We start from the raw sequence: 16,175 nt of genomic DNA, 5'->3' as shown, positions 1-16,175 counted from the left end.
TTGATTTTCTTACTGATCGCTCACAAATGCCAAAGATCGACGTGCCATTGGTGGGCCGGAACTATGTTCCTACCAATTTGGGCGCTATACTTCCGATTGCTCCATAAAAAAGGGCATACCCGCTTAAGAAACCTACTTGACACACCGCCTTTTCCGCCTGTTAGAAAATTGACATTCAAAACCTCTTCTTTAGGTGTTAAAATGCGTGTGAATTTTAAAATTTTTCCAATCGGAGTAACCTTATTTGCGGCTCTGGTTCCGCAGGTCTCCTTTAGCTGTGCTTTCAAAGATGCTCCCGATAAACACGGTATGTTTTCCGGGACCGTGAGTGGGGTTTTTGTCACTCCAGACTATGCTGAAAGACCGCTATTTCAACTGAACTCGCCTATCACCTATATCGCACCGAATGGCAAAAAATTCGAGGCAATTTCTGAGTACATTGTTGATGGTGCGTCCATCCCGAGAGCGCTATGGTCTGCTATCGGCGGGCCATTCTCCGGAAACCACCTCAAACCGTCTGTGGTTCACGACTACTTTACCGATACTTGTCAGGTCTTTGACCATCCAGAAGCCGGGCGACCGTGTCAGAACCAACTCGTAGAATTCGCTAGCGCAGACGTTGTTCACAAAAACTACTACTTGGGAATGCTGGCATCAGGCGTTTCTGAGACCAAGGCCTGTGCGGAATACTTAGCTGTAAGCACCTACAAACAATGGGATCTAGACCCAAATGGTCGGCCCATCAATATCCTCATTATGGGGCGCCCGATAGACGCTGCAGATGCTGGGTGGATTACAAAAAGTTGGGCAATAGCCAAAGCATCAATCAATGCGGTAATAAAAACGCGCAAAACTTCTCAAGGAGAGTTTCTGAATATTTTCCCAGATGGAAAGATATCCGCCACAGAAGAAGGCGTGCAGTCCTACATTGATCATCTAACAGAAGCGCTCAACACGGAATCTTACAAAACCAAGCTCGATAGCCTTGGCCTTTTAACAGATGAAGCGGTCACAGACATCGCAAGCATACCTCCTTGGAACGACGGTTTCTTACAAGACCGGTTTGATCCTGTAACGCAAACTTACTCCAATCTTTCTGTGTTTCAGCCGCAATTCGGCGCGACTGAGAGCATTCTGAGTCAATCCCTTGAGCTGGAAACCAAACCGTGGGAACAACAGCAAATACAAATCAACCTTGAAGATTGGAACCCGGACCAAATTGACGCATTTGACGCAAAGCGCAATGTCTGGAAGATCATCGTTGGGAAAGACGTAGATCAGGCCACGCCTTACGAAATCGACGCAATTCGCTTGAATGCAAGCGGCGTGAACGGCGGTGTTTCTTACGAAATCTCCCCCTCCCTGCAGGGACAGCTGGAACGGGAAAATATTGAATTTCCGTATGGCTCATCCGGAAACATTATTTTTATGACTCCCAATGACAGTGCCTTAGACGCGCTGATACAACCAGCTCCGTCCCAATAAGTGGTGAATAGGGGCATGTGGTAGCCCAGTTTTAAGCTATCGCACCCCTTCACGACCTTTATCAACGCGGTAATAAGCCCACAACAAGCGCGCCGCCACGGAGCGCCAGGGAGACCAGTCTTCCGCCATTTGACGCAACGCGCGCTCTTTTGGGCGTTCATTCAAGCCAAACAACATCCGCGCACTTTCCTGCAACGCCAGATCGCCGGGCGCAAACACATCCGCGCGGCCAAGAGAAAACATCGCGTAGATCTCCGCCGTCCAAATCCCAATGCCGCTGACCTTGGTCAATGTCCTAAAAATCTCGTCGTTGGACGCAGTTCTCAACGCTTCAAAATCAATACCTTCGTCTGCCAAGGCCCGCGCATATCGCATCTTTTGCCGACTGAGCCCCGCCCCACGCAAATCATCCTCTGACGCGGCCACAATTGCCTCAGCAGATACCAGGCCCGCGTCTTGCATGCGTTTCCAGATCGCAGCTGCAGAAGCCACGCTCACCTGCTGGCTTACGATCGCGCTCAGCAGCTGGTCAAACCCGTCCGGACGCAACCGTAGTGGCAATGGGCCGGTCAGGTCTAACGCCCGTGCAAACCGCGGATCTTGGTTTGCTAGCCAAGCTGCACCTTCAGCCACGCAGTCTTCCGTTTTGATAATCCGTCCAACGTCCACAAGCGCCTCCAAAGTCTCTCTGCACCTTAGTCGCGGTTTGGTGAAGTGCAACCACTGGACCTCAGCTGCTTAACAAGCTAACGCTTGGCGCATGACCGACATCACCTCCCTCCCCGCCGATGACAATCGCGCCAAGCGCAACGTGTTTATTCTGGTTCTGGCGCAGGCCTTCCTGGGCTCGCAAATGCCGTTGATCTTTACGATTGGCGGGTTGGCGGGACAGTCTCTGGCCTCCAACATCTGTTTTGCAACGCTGCCAATTTCATTGATTGTTTTGGGCTCGATGCTCTCTGCAACGCCGCTCTCGGCGATCATGCAGAAATATGGCCGCCGCACCGGGTTTGTTGTTGGCACTATGGGCGGGGCTTTGGGTGGCGCTGTGGGGGCTTATGGCCTTTACCTCAACAGTTTCCCGGTCTTCCTCTTTGGTTCGCTTTTGACGGGTGTTTACATGTCCGCGCAGGGCTTCTTCCGCTTTGCCGCCGCTGACACCGCTTCTGAGGCCTTTCGCCCTAAAGCTATCTCTTACGTTATGGCCGGTGGCTTGCTTTCGGCGATCATCGGCCCACAATTGGTCAAAGTGACGTCTGACTCCATGGTGGTGCCTTTCCTTGGTGCCTACATCGCGGTGATCGCAATCAACGTTATCGGCTCCCTGCTGTTTCTGTTCATCGACATTCCGAAGCCCCCTGTGCCCTCAGCAGACGCCCCCAAAGGCCGCACCCGTTGGGAGCTGATCACCAGCCCGCGCATCGCTGTGTCAGTGATCTGTGGCATGGTGGCCTACGCGCTGATGAACCTGGTCATGACCTCGACCCCGCTGGCTGTGGTCGGTTGTGGCTTTGAGCAAAACGACGCCGCTGATGTGGTGACCGCCCACGTACTTGCTATGTTTGTGCCGTCGTTTTTTACCGGCCACCTGATCGCAAAGTTTGGCGTTGAGAAAATCCTCGCCACCGGCATCTTGATCCTTGGCCTGGCTGGGGGTGTTGCGCTTCAAGGTGTTGAACTGGAGAACTTCTTCATCGCGCTGATCCTGCTAGGGCTTGGCTGGAACTTCGGCTTCATCGGCGCAACCACCATGCTTGCCGGTGCCCACACCGTCGAAGAGCGTGGCCGTATGCAAGGCATGAACGACGTGATCGTGTTTGGTGGTGTAACAGTGGCCTCACTTGCCTCTGGCGGTCTGATGAACTGCTCCGGCGGTGACGCGGTGACTGGCTGGACCAGCGTGAACCTCGCGATGGCGCCGTTCCTGATGCTGGCCGGTGGCGCACTCATCTGGTTGATGTTCCGCCCTGCTGACGAAAAAGCTGCTTAAGCAAACTGGCGGGCGTTTACCAACGCCCGCTCACACCGCGCCAGAGCAAGCCGACCCTCTTGCCAAACTCGCTCATGCCAAGCGCACCTTGTGCTACACGCTCCGGTTCCGCAGCCGCTTGTGACAATACAGTTTCCACCTGCCAACAGCTTAAAAACGCCTGCGCAGCCTGCGATGACACCGCACCACGATTGGCGCGCGCTTGTCTGAACCGCTCCAACCCCTCTTTGGCCAAGGCTCTGACAGCCTCCGGACGTCCATCTACCAAAGGCACACGCTTCTGCGCTTCCAACGCTGGGATGGCCTGCAACCAATTCGCAAGCGCCAAGGCATAGCCCGCATCAAGCGCGACGCTTTCCTCGCAAGACCCCAGGCTGCGCGCAGCCGCCAACAAAAGCGCGCCACCGGTGTCCTGCAAATACCGCGTTTGGTGGGCCAAATCTTCAAACGGGTCTTTGTAAATGTCCCAACGCCGCGCCTCGATCAGCCGATCCAGCACTTCTGCATCTTCGACACTCAAAACCTCTGCCAAAGGCGACACAACCTCATGCCGCCGCACTGGTTTTCCTTCGCGGATCTCATCCAACGCGTCGCGCCACCATTGCAGCCGCATCTCGGCAATCATGCTCTCCTGCGTCACCCAGGGCGCCCGCGCCACCTCGACGTTAAACGCGTAGATTGGAAGCAGCACATCCCGCGCCGCTGGCTTGGCCGCAAGCACGGCGGCAAAGCGATCCGGATCACCACGTTGCACCAGATCAGCGCAGGCGTTAAAATCATCCTGCGTCACGCAAAGGCTCCAGACTTACGGGCAACTTGCGCTCCAACATGCACCAGCTTCCAGTTCAGCGCGTCCAACAGCGCCTCAAAGCTGGCATCCACTATGTTGGCAGAAACACCAACCGTGGCCCAACGCCGTCCGGTGTCATCTTCAAAATCTATTATGACCCGCGTCACAGCTTCGGTGCCGCCATTGGTAATCCGCACTTTGAAGTCCACCAGACGCACGTCATCTATGACCTCTTGATAAGGCCCCAAATCTGATTTGAGTGCTTGCCAAAGGGCGTTCACCGGCCCTTCGTCACTCATCTCATCCGCATGGTCATTTTTGAAGTAGCTTGTGGTCTTACCACCATTGGGCAGCTGCACAGTGACAACCGCTTCACTTTCGACCACCAGATGCCCGCGGGCATTGCGGCGGCGCTCAGAAATCACACGGTAACGCTCAACATCAAAAAAGCTCTCGGTTAGGCCCAATGCATCCCGCGCCAACAGCTCAAAACTGGCCTGCGCCGTGTCGTACGAATAGCCTTTGGCCTCGGCCTCTTTGATGCGATTGAGAATGTCACCAAGCGCCGGATTGCCTTTCTCGACCTCTAGCCCCGCATCCGCCAGCCGCTTGCGCAGATTGCTCTGCCCGGCTTGGTTGGACATCGGTATAACCCGCTCATTGCCCACCACGGACGGATCTACATGCTCATAAGTGCTAGGGTCCTTCAGGATCGCGCTGGCGTGCAGCCCGGCTTTGTGGGCAAAGGCACTGGCGCCGACATATGCCGCCTGCCGCATTGGCACGCGATTGAGTATGTCGTCCAACATCCGGCTCGCCCGCGTCAGACCTTCCAGTGTCTCAACACTCACTCCGATCTCCAAGCTGCTGGCGTAGGGTTCTTTGAGCAGCAGCGTCGGGATCAGCGTCGTGAGGTTCGCATTGCCACAACGCTCACCAAGCCCATTCAACGTGCCCTGCACTTGCCGGGCACCCGCATCTACCGCCGCCAAGGAGTTGGCCACCGCATGTTCCGTGTCATTGTGGGTGTGGATGCCCAGATGATCGCCTGGAATGCCTGCTGCAATCACCGCCTTGGTGATCTCGTAGACCTCGCGCGGCAAGGCCCCGCCATTGGTGTCACACAAAACAACCCAGCGCGCACCAGCTTCATAGGCTGCTTTCACAACCTCCAGCGCGTATGCCGGATTGGCCTTGTATCCGTCAAAGAAATGCTCCGCGTCAAACAAAGCCTCGCGTCCCTGCGCCACCATATAGGCCACGGATTTGGCAACGTTTTCGGTGTTTTCCGCCAACGTAATGCCAAGCGCCTTGGTCACGTGAAAGTCATGAGTCTTGCCCACGAGACAGACCGCCTCTGTGCCCGCATTCATCACCGCCGCCAGCACATCATCATTCTCCGCCGACATACCCGCACGTTTGGTCATGCCAAAAGCAGTGAAAGTCGCTTTCAACTTGGGTTTGGAGTCAAAAAAATCGCTATCAGTTGGGTTTGCCCCCGGCCAGCCGCCCTCGATGTAGTCGATGCCCATCGCGTCCAAGGTCGCCGCAATCTGCGCCTTTTCACCGGTCGAAAACTGCACACCCTGTGTCTGCTGCCCATCGCGCAGCGTGGTGTCGTAGAGATAGAGGCGCTCTTTAGTCACGACAGCATTCCTTCTTGGTCCGTGGCGCTTGCGTCACGGACAGCGCCCGACCGCCCCCATGGGCGGGCGCTTTGCTTCCGCCCGCGGTCAGGCGATGTCCTTTGGTTTCGGAAGGCATCACAGAAGCCCCTCCAACTTGGAGGGGTTAAATCCGGCAGCAGGCAAGAGTTCTACACCCGCTTTGCCCATACGCACCTCTACACCTGCGTCCATCAGCACGCCCTTGATACGATCAACTTCGGAGAAGTCTTTATTCTCCATCGCTTTTGAGCGAGTTTCGGCAAGAAGCGCTTCAAACGCACTCAAATCAACGCCCTGTGCCCAGGCGCCCAACTCATTTGTAAGGAGACCTAGAAGTTGAGCACCTGCAAGCAAATCAGCAGGGCCATATTCCTTGCTCAAGTCAGTGTAAGACTTTGGCATTCTAGAAGCGATCACATGAAGATAAGTTAATGCTTGGGACGTGTTTAGATCATCCGCGAGAGCTGCCACGATCTCGATGGGCGCAGTTGGAGCAGCTGCAACGCCATCGGTAATTCGCCGCCATTTGCGCAGCGTGGCCTCAGCCTCCGCCGCCTTCTTCGCGGTCCAGTCCATCGGCTTGCCGTAATGCGTGCTCAGAAACACAAAACGGATCACTTCACCCGGAACGCCCGGATTGCCGTCATGCCCATCCAGCAGATCGCGCACGGTGAAGAAGTTGCCCAAAGACTTGGACATCTTCTTGCCTTCCACCTGCAGCATCTCATTGTGCAGCCAGTAGTTCGCCATGTGCTGCCCGCCATTGGCACAGCAGCTCTGGGCGATCTCATTTTCATGGTGCGGGAACAACAAATCATTACCGCCGCCGTGAATGTCAAAATGCGCGCCCAACAGCTCCTTGCTCATCGCCGAGCACTCAATATGCCACCCCGGACGCCCCCGCCCCCAAGGGCTCTCCCAGCCCGGCGTCGCGTCATCAGACGGTTTCCAAAGCACAAAATCCATCGGATCTTCTTTGTAGCTCGCCACCTCAACCCGCGCGCCCGCGATCATGTCATCCACTGACCGGCCCGAGAGCTTGCCGTAGTCGTCATATTTGCGCACCCGGAACAGCACGTGGCCGTCGTGTGCATAGGCAAACCCATCCGCAATCAGCTTCTCGATCATGGTGATCATCTCACCGATGTATTGCGTCGCCCGCGGCATGTGGTTGGGCTCCATCGCCCCTAGCGCGCCCATGTCATCAAGATACCACTGCGTGGTTTCCGCCGTAATCTCGCCAATGCTGCGACCGCTCTCCGCCGCCCGTGTGTTGATCTTGTCATCCACGTCGGTGAAGTTGCGCACGTAGGTCACGTGTTCGGCGCCATACTCTTCACGCAGCAAACGATACAGCACATCAAACACCACCACAGGTCGCGCATTGCCAATATGCGCGCGGTCATAAACCGTTGGCCCACAGACATACATCCGCACATTTTTAGGATCGATCGGCTCAAACACCTCTTTGCGGCGTTTCAGCGTATTGTGCAGCTTGATCTCAGTCATAAGTGGCTCCTCAGCACACGGTTGGTCCGTGGCGGGCTTACCAATTCTCAAACATGTTTGAAATAGAAGAACGGCCCGCCTGACGATGTCAGCAGGTAATGCAGCAGCAAATAATAATGGTGCGTACAGTGTTCATGGCGGCGACCCTATGCTCGGCGCGAACGGCGGTCAAGCCCGACATCTCTGAATTGACCAATTCCCCCCTGTGACGCACTGTGCCGACATGAGCCGAGAAACCATCAACACCATCTGCGCCGCCTTCCCCGGGGCAGAACTGTCCGACCCATGGGGCGGCGAACATGACGCCTGGAAAGTGGGCGGCAAAATGTTTGCCTGCATCGGTGCTGCCAACACCGGTGTGTCCGTGAAAACCGACAGCATTGAAACCGCGCAGATGTTGATTGACGCCGGAGTGGGCATTAAGGCGCCCTATTTTCACCGCAGCTGGATCCACATGCCGCTCGACGGCGACGCAGAAGAACTGCGCCACCGTCTGGCGGTGTCCTACGATATTGTACGCTCAGGCCTGACGAAGAAGCTTCAGAACAGCCTGCCGCCGCGCAGCTAACAAATTGGCCTGTTTGGGCACACGTTGCTTCTCACATGCATCGCCGATCCACAGCTTTGCTCGGGTCAACCGTCCCAGCGGGAAGGCCTTTGGTATCGCGATGGACCGCCCGGTCTGCGCCAGAATGGTCAAGGCAATGCCAACAGCCGTGACACCTGCTCCAATCCAGCTCACAGGCCCATAGCGTTCACCCAGCAAAGCCACGCCAACAATAAGGCCCACAGCAGCCGCAACATAACCAATCTGGCTCAACATCACTGGCCCACCCACACGTTGCAGTTGGAAAAACGCTGGTATGGTCAAGGCAGCCGCCACCATCTGGGCCGTTGCCGCCCAAGGAACCTCCGCCACGGTGTGGAGCGCAATACCTTCCCCGCGTGCAACCATCACGACAACCAAGGCAACAATCGACACCATCTGGCTCCAAAACGCCAAGGCAATTGGGTGTTCTCCCTCGGGCCAATCCAACGTGCGGTAGACATTGCCAGCCGCCAAGATCACCGGAATGGTCAGCCCGACCAGAGACCAAAGCAACGTGCCTTCAACGCCGCCACGCCCAAACGCCACCATCAGCGCGCCGATCAATCCAAAGGCGATGCCAAACACGCCCAACCGCGAGGGCGTTTTGAGGCCAAACAAGGATGACACCGCCAATGTTGCCACCGGCGACAAGGCAAACATCATACCCACCTGCCCCGCGCCCAGCTTTGGCACCAAGCCAAATATCATCACGTTGATCCCCGCCGAGGTCACCAATCCGGTCACCAGCACATAGCGCAGCAACTGTCCCCGTGGCAGGCGCAACTGCCCGCGCAACGCCACAAAGGGAAACAGCGCCGTACAGGTGCCAACGGACACCAAAAGCGCCCAGACCATCGGCGGCACACCCGCCGCCGCGGACAGCTTGCTGAGCGGGAACCCCACGCCCAGCAAGGTGCCACACCAGATCAGCAATCCGATGGGGCCAGCTTTCTGCAACTCAGGCATAGCTGATCACCTCGTACTCGACGGCATCCGGCCCTTCGAAATAAAACCGCGTTCCCGGCTCGTAATCCGCATGGTTGCCAGGCACAAACCCGGCCGCCTTCACGCGCGCTTCCACCATATCCAGATCAGCGACAACAATACCGATGTGGTTCAATCCGCCCGCCCGGTAATAGCTTTCTTCCGCGTTTTGGATCTCCTTGGGGGGGGCATAAAGCGCCAGATAGCTCTCGGTGTCGCCCACATGCACGGTGTGGCCACCATAAATCGACTCGCCTTCCCAACGGACCTGCCAGTCAAACAGCTCACACAAGATCGCTGCAGTTGCTTTTGGATCACGTACTGTCAGGTTCACATGCTCAAGTTTCATTGCTCTCGGTCCTTCCTCTGAATTTCTTGATGGACTCAGGCTAATTCCTCAAGTTAACTTCACCACAAGAACTTTTTTATGAACAAATACAGATCACTAATGAAACCGAAGCAAAAACTCCGCCTGCGCCCCACCGGTTTGACCATCGGATTTATCTCCGAACGCACCGGCCTCGCCCCGTCTGCAATCCGCTATTATGAGGAAGAAGGCATTGTGCATCCGCATCGCACCGACACCGGACAGCGCCGCTATGAACGGGCTGATATCCGCCGCCTGTCCTTTGTAATGATTTCGCAGTCTTTGGGGTTTTCGATCGCCGAAATCCGCAAAGCGCTGGACAGCCTGCCCTCCAACCGCACCCCCACCAAAGCCGACTGGCAGGCGATCTCGGAACGCTTCCGCAAAGACCTTGACGCGCGCATTGCGCAAATGACCAGACTGCGCGACCAACTCGACGGCTGCATCGGCTGTGGGTGCCTCAGCCTGTCCAACTGCAAACTCTACAACCCCGACGATCGCGCCAAAGCCCGAGGCACGGGCCCGCGTTACCTGATGGGCGACACGCCGTCTGACCTGTAGCCCCAGGTGTCTTCTTGACTCAAATATTCTGTGGGAGTCGCAGCTTGCTGCGTCGGGGGCAAAGCCCCCCTTTCTCAACAGCCAAATCCGACCCCTTACCCCGCGTTCCCGACATAGCCGCAACGGAAATACCCCCTATCACGACATTGAATTTGACTTGCACGCGCGCCCTCTGCCACCTGAGGCAAAAGAACACTTAGGGAGTGCGGGACATGAAACTTTCGCAGCGCATCACCAACATCACCGGCGGCGGATCTGACGGCTGGGATGTCTTCTACAAGGCCCGCCGCATGATCGCCGACGGCGTGAATGTGACCGAGCTGACCATCGGCGAACACGACATCCGCACCGATCCAGTGATCCTCGGCGCCATGGACCAATCCGCCCGCGGTGGCCATACCGGCTATGCTATGGTGCCCGGCACACAGGAATTGCGCGAGACTGTGGCCGCCCGCCTGACCGAGCGCACTGGTGTGCCAACGACCTACGAGAACATCTTGATCACCCCAGGCGGTCAAGCCGCACTGTTTGCCGCCCATGTCGCCACCTGCTCACCGGGAGAGCGCGCACTCTATATTGACCCGTATTACGCCACCTACCCCGGGACCATCCGCGGCGTTGGCGCAAAACCCGTGCCAATCCGCACCCATGCCTCCAACGCCTTCAAACCGCGCCCCGAGGAAATTGCGGAAGAAGCCGCCAAAGGCGCGGCCTCTCTCCTGGTCAACACGCCAAATAATCCCACCGGAACGGTCTATGGTCGCGACACGCTCAACGGCATCGCACAGGTCTGCAAAGATCACGACCTGTGGCTTATCTCCGACGAAGTCTACGATACACAGGTCTGGGAAGGTGAGCACATCAGTCCCCGCGCCCTGCCGGGAATGGCCGAGCGCACGCTTGTGGTTGGTTCTATGTCCAAATCCCACGCTATGACCGGCTCGCGCATTGGATGGATTGCCGCGCCAAACGAGGTCATCACCCACCTGATCAACCTCGCCACCCACACCACCTACGGCGTGCCCGGCTTTATTCAAGACGCAGCTGTGTTTGCCCTGGCTCAAGGTGAAGGTCTGGAAGGCGATATTGCCGCGCCCTTCCAGCGCCGCCGTGAAATTGCCAAGGATATCCTGGCCAATCAAAACACCGTTGGCCTCATTCCTGCTCAAGGTGCCATGTACATCATGCTGGATGTTCGGGCGACGGGCCTATCTGGTGAGGATTTCGCAAACAGCCTACTGGACGCCCATCATATCGCAACCATGCCCGGTGAAAGCTTTGGACAATCTGCCCACGGCCACATCCGCGTGGCCATGACTGTGGCGGATGAGCGCTTCAAAGAAGCCCTACAAACCCTTGTGGATCATGCGGAAAAACTGGCCAAACACCCCGCTGCCTGACCCTTTGGTTGGCGTAATGTTTCAAAAACGACATCTGTCGCAATTGGACATGACGTCGCCAAAACTGAGTCGCACACTTCTCGAACAAGGAGTGCGACATGCAAGCCATACGCAGCAAAATCCAGCTGGTGGTGCTCACCATCGGCGCAGAGCGCGGACGCGCCGCACGGGGACGCCCTGTCTGTTGATGTGACCCTCATCTCATCAACACGCAAAGGACCCTATCTCTATGAATGCCCCTATTTCCCGCCGCTCCGGCGGCCGCTCCGCCCGTCGTGCTGCGCGCTCAGCACCACTGTCCCAAGACATCCGCCCGATCCGCGCCGGTATGGAAGGCGGCCAGTATAAGCCGCTTACAGACCGCGATATGCAGCGCATCCACGAAACCGCCCTGGACGCATTGGAACAAATTGGCCTCGCCGACGCACCGCAATCTGGCATCAACATCCTAACCGCTGCAGGTGCCATTCTGGGCGACGACGGTCGTCTGCGCTTCCCCCGCGCCTTGGTCGAAGACATGCTTGCCAAAGCCTGCAAGGACATCACCTTATACAGCCGAGACGCCAACCATGATCTACTGCTCTCCGGCAACCGCGTGCATTTTGGCACCGCAGGCGCGGCGGTGCATATGGTGGACGTCGACACCGAAGACTACCGCGACAGTACCGTGCAAGACTTGCACGACGCCGCCCGTATTGCTGATCAACTCGACAACATCCATTTTTTGCAGCGCCCGATGGTGGCGCGCGACATCACCGACAACAAGGAGATGGACCTCAACACCATCTACGCCTGCTGCTCTGGCACCACCAAACACGTCGGCGTGTCCTTTACCGAACCTGGATTTGTACCCGATGCGCTGGAGATGCTGCACATGATTGCCGGTGGCGAAGACGCCTGGCGCGCACGCCCCTTTGTCAGCAACACCAACTGCTTTGTCGTGCCGCCGATGAAGTTTGCCACGGAAAGCTGTGAGGTCATGGAAGCCTGCATTCGCGGCGGCATGCCGGTGCTTTTGCTGTCGGCTGGCATGGCGGGCGCCACCGCGCCCTCCACCATCGCCGGCGCCATTGTACAGGCCACCGCCGAATGTCTTGCTGGCATTGTCTATGTAAACGCCATAGCGCCCGGCCACCCCGCGATTTGTGGCACCTGGCCCTTTGGTCTCGATCTACGCACCGGCGCGATGAGCGTCGGCTCCGGCGAACAAGCCCTGCTTTCAGCGGGCTGCGCCCAAATGCACAAGTTCTACGGGTTGCCTGGTGGCGCCGCCGCCGGGGCCAGCGACTCCAAACTGCCAGACATGCAGGCAGGGTGGGAGCAAATGTGCTCTAACGTCATGGCCGGCCTCTCTGGCCTTAATATGGTTTATGAGGCTGCCGGCATGCACGCGTCTTTGCTAGGATTCTGTCACGAAAGCCTGATCCTCGGCGACGATCTTATTGGTCAAGCGCTGCGTTCAGTTCGCGGCATTGAGGTCGATGAGGAAACCTTGGCATTGGAGCAAATCCGCGATGTTTGCCTCAACGGTCCCGGCCACTATCTCGGCACAGATGCCACTTTAAGCCGCATGCAGAAAGATCATGTTTATCCGACACTTGGAGATCGAACCTCTCCTAAAGAATGGGCGGAGATGGGCAAGCCAAGTCTGCTTGAAAAAGCCAAATCTCGCAAAGCGAAAATCCTCTCTCAACCGTCGGCCGCGGGCTTCGCCCCCGATCTGGACCAAGCCCTGCGCGCCCGCTTCACCATCCACTTGCCGCAATAAAAGAGGCGCCGCTCAACCCGCGGCGCCTGCCTTCATTTGTCTCAAAATATCCCGGGAGTCTGGGGGCAGCGCCCCCATGCCAACCGTCTTGGCTTAGCCCTTCGCCAATTGCGCCTCACGCGCATCGCGCAGCTTCGCAAAATCGTCCCCCGCGTGGTAAGACGAGCGGGTCAGTGGTGTTGCCGAGACCATCAAGAAGCCTTTGCCATATGCGGCGGTTTCATAGCTCTTGAACTCTTCCGGCGTCACAAAACGGTCCACGCCGTGGTGCTTTGGCGTCGGCTGCAAATACTGGCCGATCGTGAGAAAATCGATGTCTGCGGCTCGCATGTCTTCCATAACCTGGTGCACAGACTGTTTGTTTTCGCCCAGGCCAACCATGATGCCAGACTTGGTGAAAATTGACGGATCCATCTCTTTCACCCGCTGCAACAGACGCAGGGAATGGAAGTAGCGCGCACCGGGACGCACCTGCGGATACAGGCCCGGCACGGTTTCGAGATTGTGGTTGAAAACATCGGGACGCGCCTCAACAACCACTTCCAACACTTCAGGCTTACATTTCAGGAAGTCAGGAGTCAGAATTTCGATCGTGGTCTTGGGGGAGCGATGCCGCACAGCCCGAATGGTCTGCGCAAAGTGTTCTGCCCCACCGTCTTCCAAATCATCGCGGTCCACCGAGGTGATCACCACGTGGTTCAGATCCAGCTTTTTCACCGCCTCAGCCACACGGCCCGGTTCAAACACATCCAATGTGTCCGGTTTACCAGTTGCGATGTTACAGAAAGTACAGCCACGGGTACAAATCTCACCCATGATCATCATGGTCGCGTGGCCTTGGCTCCAGCATTCCCCCGCGTTGGGGCACGCCGCCTCTTCACACACCGTGGTCAGGTTGTTCTCGCGCATAATCTTGCGGGTGGCATTATAGCCGTCACCGGTTGGCGCTTTGACGCGAATCCACTTGGGTTTTCTAGGCTGAGCATTGTCCTTGCGGTGCGCCTTCTCTGGGTGGCGCTGCTCTGGCAACTTCAAATCACGCAACTGATGGTCCTCCGGCCAACTTGGGTTTGCGCTGTGTAACATAAGTGTTCCGGCCCGCCACTACCAGAAATGCAAGGCAGCTATGCATATGTGGTCAAATCCCTGCCAGATCAGCGGTTTCCCGCACCCTCAAAAGATGTTTCGACTTTGCAGCATTGCGTCAGTTTTTAGAATCGTTATAGATCACGCGCAGTACAAATTCTGACCGAGGAAATCTTCAATGCAAGTTGGCGTCAAAGTCCCAAATGTTGTCTTCAAAACCCGTGTACGTGACGAAGCAGTGGGCGGCCCAAACCCTTTCCGCTGGCAGGACATGACCAGCGATGACTACTTCAAAGGCAAACGCGTGATCCTGTTCTCGCTGCCTGGCGCCTTCACCCCAACCTGCTCCACATATCAGCTGCCGGGCTTTGAAGAGAACTTCGCCAAGTTCCAGGAAAACGGCATCGACGGCATCTACTGCATGTCCGTAAACGACAGCTTTGTGATGAACAAATGGGCCGAAGCGCAAGACGTGAAAAACGTCGACGTGATCCCTGACGGCTCCGGCGAATTCACCCGCAAAGTTGGCATGCTGGTGCGAAAAGACAACCTTGGTTTTGGCCTGCGCTCCTGGCGTTACGCTGCCATCATCAACGACGGTGTTGTGGAAGCATGGTTTGAAGAGCCAGGACTGGAAGACAACCACGGCGAAGACCCATATGGCGAAAGCTCCCCAGAGAACCTGCTGAAGTTCCTGGCAAACGCCAAAGCCGAGTCCGCAGCCTAAGCTGGTCTCGCAGAAATTCGGAAAGGCCCGCCATTTGGCGGGCCTTTTTCATTTATCCGATGTAATCCCCTGCGCCTCCGGCCTCTGCAAGGTAGTGCTCCCGCAGGTGCATCAAGGCAATCCGCAGCACCACTTTGCCAGACCGTGCTGACCACCCAAGGTTCTTCTCAGCTGCTTCCAGCCCCTCCAGCTGACAACAACAGCGCAACGCCACATCGGTCAGCCCATCTCCCAAAGCCTCCAATGCCGCCACAACCCGTGCCCGCGCAGGCTCCGCCCCACACGTCTCCTCAGACTCGCCGCCATAAACCTGCTCATGCGGCGCTTTCAGATAGCGGCGCCACGCCGCCAGATCTGCCCCCATCTGCGCCAACTCGTAGTCCTCGCGCAGCCGCTCGCCGGCGTGTACCAGATCTTCCGAGAGAAACCGCTGCCCGTCACGATCCTTGCGGCGCGCCAAAGTTGACAGCGGGCTTTCTGACGCCATAAACCGCCCCTGGAGCGTCGAACCATGCGCGGCCAGTTGGCCCTCGCCCTCCGCGCCAGACGACCGGCCAAATGCGGTCTGCGTTTCCGAAAAACCCTGTGCGCGCTCCTGAGCCTGGTTTTCTGCCGCCGCCACCATCTTGCTCAGTTGCCCCCGCCCCTGCGCCGAAATCACATAACGGCTCACCCGGCCTGTCTGAACACAGGTGATCCAGCCTTTAAGCGCCATCGCCTGTGCGATCTGCCGCGTCAGGCTGGCGGTGCGCGTGGTCTCGTCGCGCATCACCACCGCTGTGTCCATATCGCTCGCCACCGCCAAAACCGAACCGGTTTCAATAAGGCGCCGCAACACGCGCAGCCCGTCTTCCTGCACCACACGCTCGTCAGGCAAATCCTCCGCGCCTTCCAGCAAAGGCGCTCCCGTCCCCTTCGCCTGCGATTGCTGTCGGAACGTCTTCAAAGCGGCATCCACCAACGGATCATCGCGCATCGCTTCGAGCTTATGAATTTGTCGGCTCACGGTGGAGGCATGACAGCCATCTCGTCGGGCCAACTCCCGGATGGATAGGCCTTGTTCCGTGTGGGCCACGTAACGTGCCACGCTCTGTGGCAGCCAGGTTGGCAAGGGGGGGACTACATGTTCCGGTTGCATCTCTCGTTACTCCTTACAAAGACCTTGGGTCACAACCGCTGTCAGAATTATCCACAGGGTTATCCAAAAAGTTTTGCACAGCGAAAATGAGCTGTGTAGGCGAGCGCATCAGGT

General features: G+C 57.2%; 15 protein-coding genes. 7 read left to right on the top strand and 8 right to left on the bottom strand.

Annotation, left to right across the window (positions count from 1 at the left end; genetic code table 11):
- Window positions 1–63: 63 nt before the first annotated feature.
- Window positions 64–1,485 (top strand): DUF1353 domain-containing protein, encoded by a 1,422-nt coding sequence (locus tag JXR15_RS10300; protein ID WP_422053145.1) that lies wholly within the window; start codon window positions 64–66, stop codon window positions 1,483–1,485.
- A gap of 36 nt (window positions 1,486–1,521) precedes the next feature.
- Here JXR15_RS10300 and JXR15_RS10295 read toward each other — a convergent pair whose 3' ends face one another.
- Window positions 1,522–2,154: a DNA-3-methyladenine glycosylase family protein gene (locus tag JXR15_RS10295; protein WP_422053144.1), complete on the bottom strand. Its 633-nt coding sequence runs from the start codon at window positions 2,152–2,154 to the stop codon at window positions 1,522–1,524.
- Between the two features lie 91 nt (window positions 2,155–2,245).
- Here JXR15_RS10295 and JXR15_RS10290 point away from each other — a divergent pair, with 91 nt between their 5' ends.
- A complete protein-coding gene (locus JXR15_RS10290; protein ID WP_422053143.1) occupies window positions 2,246–3,475 on the top strand; it encodes an MFS transporter in 1,230 nt (409 codons plus the stop codon).
- A gap of 16 nt (window positions 3,476–3,491) precedes the next feature.
- Here JXR15_RS10290 and JXR15_RS10285 read toward each other — a convergent pair whose 3' ends face one another.
- The 3 genes from JXR15_RS10285 to cysS all read right to left on the bottom strand — a co-directional run bounded on the left by JXR15_RS10285 (window position 3,492) and on the right by cysS (window position 7,441).
- A complete protein-coding gene (locus tag JXR15_RS10285) occupies window positions 3,492–4,265 on the bottom strand; it encodes a squalene/phytoene synthase family protein (protein WP_422053142.1) in 774 nt (257 codons plus the stop codon).
- Complete coding sequence (gene cimA / locus JXR15_RS10280; protein WP_422053141.1) at window positions 4,262–5,911, bottom strand: citramalate synthase; 1,650 nt, start codon at window positions 5,909–5,911, stop codon at window positions 4,262–4,264. The genes JXR15_RS10285 and cimA overlap by 4 nt, the downstream gene beginning before the upstream one ends.
- A 117-nt stretch (window positions 5,912–6,028) precedes the next feature.
- Window positions 6,029–7,441 carry a cysteine--tRNA ligase gene (gene cysS, locus JXR15_RS10275; RefSeq protein ID WP_422053139.1) on the bottom strand — a complete coding sequence of 471 codons (1,413 nt, stop codon included), beginning with the start codon at window positions 7,439–7,441 and terminating at the stop codon, window positions 6,029–6,031.
- Window positions 7,442–7,664: 223 nt separating this feature from the next.
- On the opposite strand from cysS, the gene JXR15_RS10270 reads away from it, so the two are divergent.
- Window positions 7,665–8,009: an MmcQ/YjbR family DNA-binding protein gene (locus JXR15_RS10270; RefSeq protein ID WP_422053138.1), complete on the top strand. Its 345-nt coding sequence runs from the start codon at window positions 7,665–7,667 to the stop codon at window positions 8,007–8,009.
- Here the strand turns inward: JXR15_RS10270 and JXR15_RS10265 are convergent.
- Entirely contained in the window at window positions 7,962–8,996 is a 1,035-nt protein-coding gene (locus JXR15_RS10265) for a DMT family transporter (RefSeq protein WP_422053137.1), read from the bottom strand. The two genes, JXR15_RS10270 and JXR15_RS10265, sit on opposite strands and share 48 nt — an antisense overlap.
- Window positions 8,989–9,363: a VOC family protein gene (locus JXR15_RS10260; protein WP_422053135.1), complete on the bottom strand. Its 375-nt coding sequence runs from the start codon at window positions 9,361–9,363 to the stop codon at window positions 8,989–8,991. The genes JXR15_RS10265 and JXR15_RS10260 overlap by 8 nt, the downstream gene beginning before the upstream one ends.
- A 99-nt stretch (window positions 9,364–9,462) precedes the next feature.
- Here JXR15_RS10260 and soxR point away from each other — a divergent pair, with 99 nt between their 5' ends.
- From soxR to JXR15_RS10245, 3 genes are all read left to right on the top strand, one after another.
- Window positions 9,463–9,942, top strand: coding sequence for a redox-sensitive transcriptional activator SoxR (gene soxR / locus JXR15_RS10255; protein ID WP_422053134.1), 480 nt, complete (start codon window positions 9,463–9,465; stop codon window positions 9,940–9,942).
- 212 nt (window positions 9,943–10,154) lie between these two features.
- Window positions 10,155–11,342, top strand: coding sequence for a pyridoxal phosphate-dependent aminotransferase (locus tag JXR15_RS10250; protein WP_422053133.1), 1,188 nt, complete (start codon window positions 10,155–10,157; stop codon window positions 11,340–11,342).
- Between the two features lie 229 nt (window positions 11,343–11,571).
- Window positions 11,572–13,110: a trimethylamine methyltransferase family protein gene (locus tag JXR15_RS10245; RefSeq protein WP_422053132.1), complete on the top strand. Its 1,539-nt coding sequence runs from the start codon at window positions 11,572–11,574 to the stop codon at window positions 13,108–13,110.
- Between the two features lie 93 nt (window positions 13,111–13,203).
- On the opposite strand, the gene lipA is transcribed toward JXR15_RS10245, so the two are convergent.
- On the bottom strand, window positions 13,204–14,154 hold the full coding sequence (gene lipA, locus JXR15_RS10240) for a lipoyl synthase (RefSeq protein WP_422053131.1): 951 nt from the start codon (window positions 14,152–14,154) through the stop codon (window positions 13,204–13,206).
- Between the two features lie 220 nt (window positions 14,155–14,374).
- On the opposite strand from lipA, the gene JXR15_RS10235 reads away from it, so the two are divergent.
- Complete coding sequence (locus JXR15_RS10235; protein WP_294227063.1) at window positions 14,375–14,923, top strand: peroxiredoxin; 549 nt, start codon at window positions 14,375–14,377, stop codon at window positions 14,921–14,923.
- A gap of 52 nt (window positions 14,924–14,975) precedes the next feature.
- Here JXR15_RS10235 and JXR15_RS10230 read toward each other — a convergent pair whose 3' ends face one another.
- Complete coding sequence (locus JXR15_RS10230; RefSeq protein ID WP_422053130.1) at window positions 14,976–16,061, bottom strand: DUF6456 domain-containing protein; 1,086 nt, start codon at window positions 16,059–16,061, stop codon at window positions 14,976–14,978.
- Between the last annotated feature and the right edge of the window lie 114 nt (window positions 16,062–16,175).

It is taken from the genome of Shimia sp. (genome assembly GCF_049116215.1).
Classification (GTDB): domain Bacteria; phylum Pseudomonadota; class Alphaproteobacteria; order Rhodobacterales; family Rhodobacteraceae; genus Shimia.
This window is presented reverse-complemented; position numbering and strand designations above follow the sequence as displayed.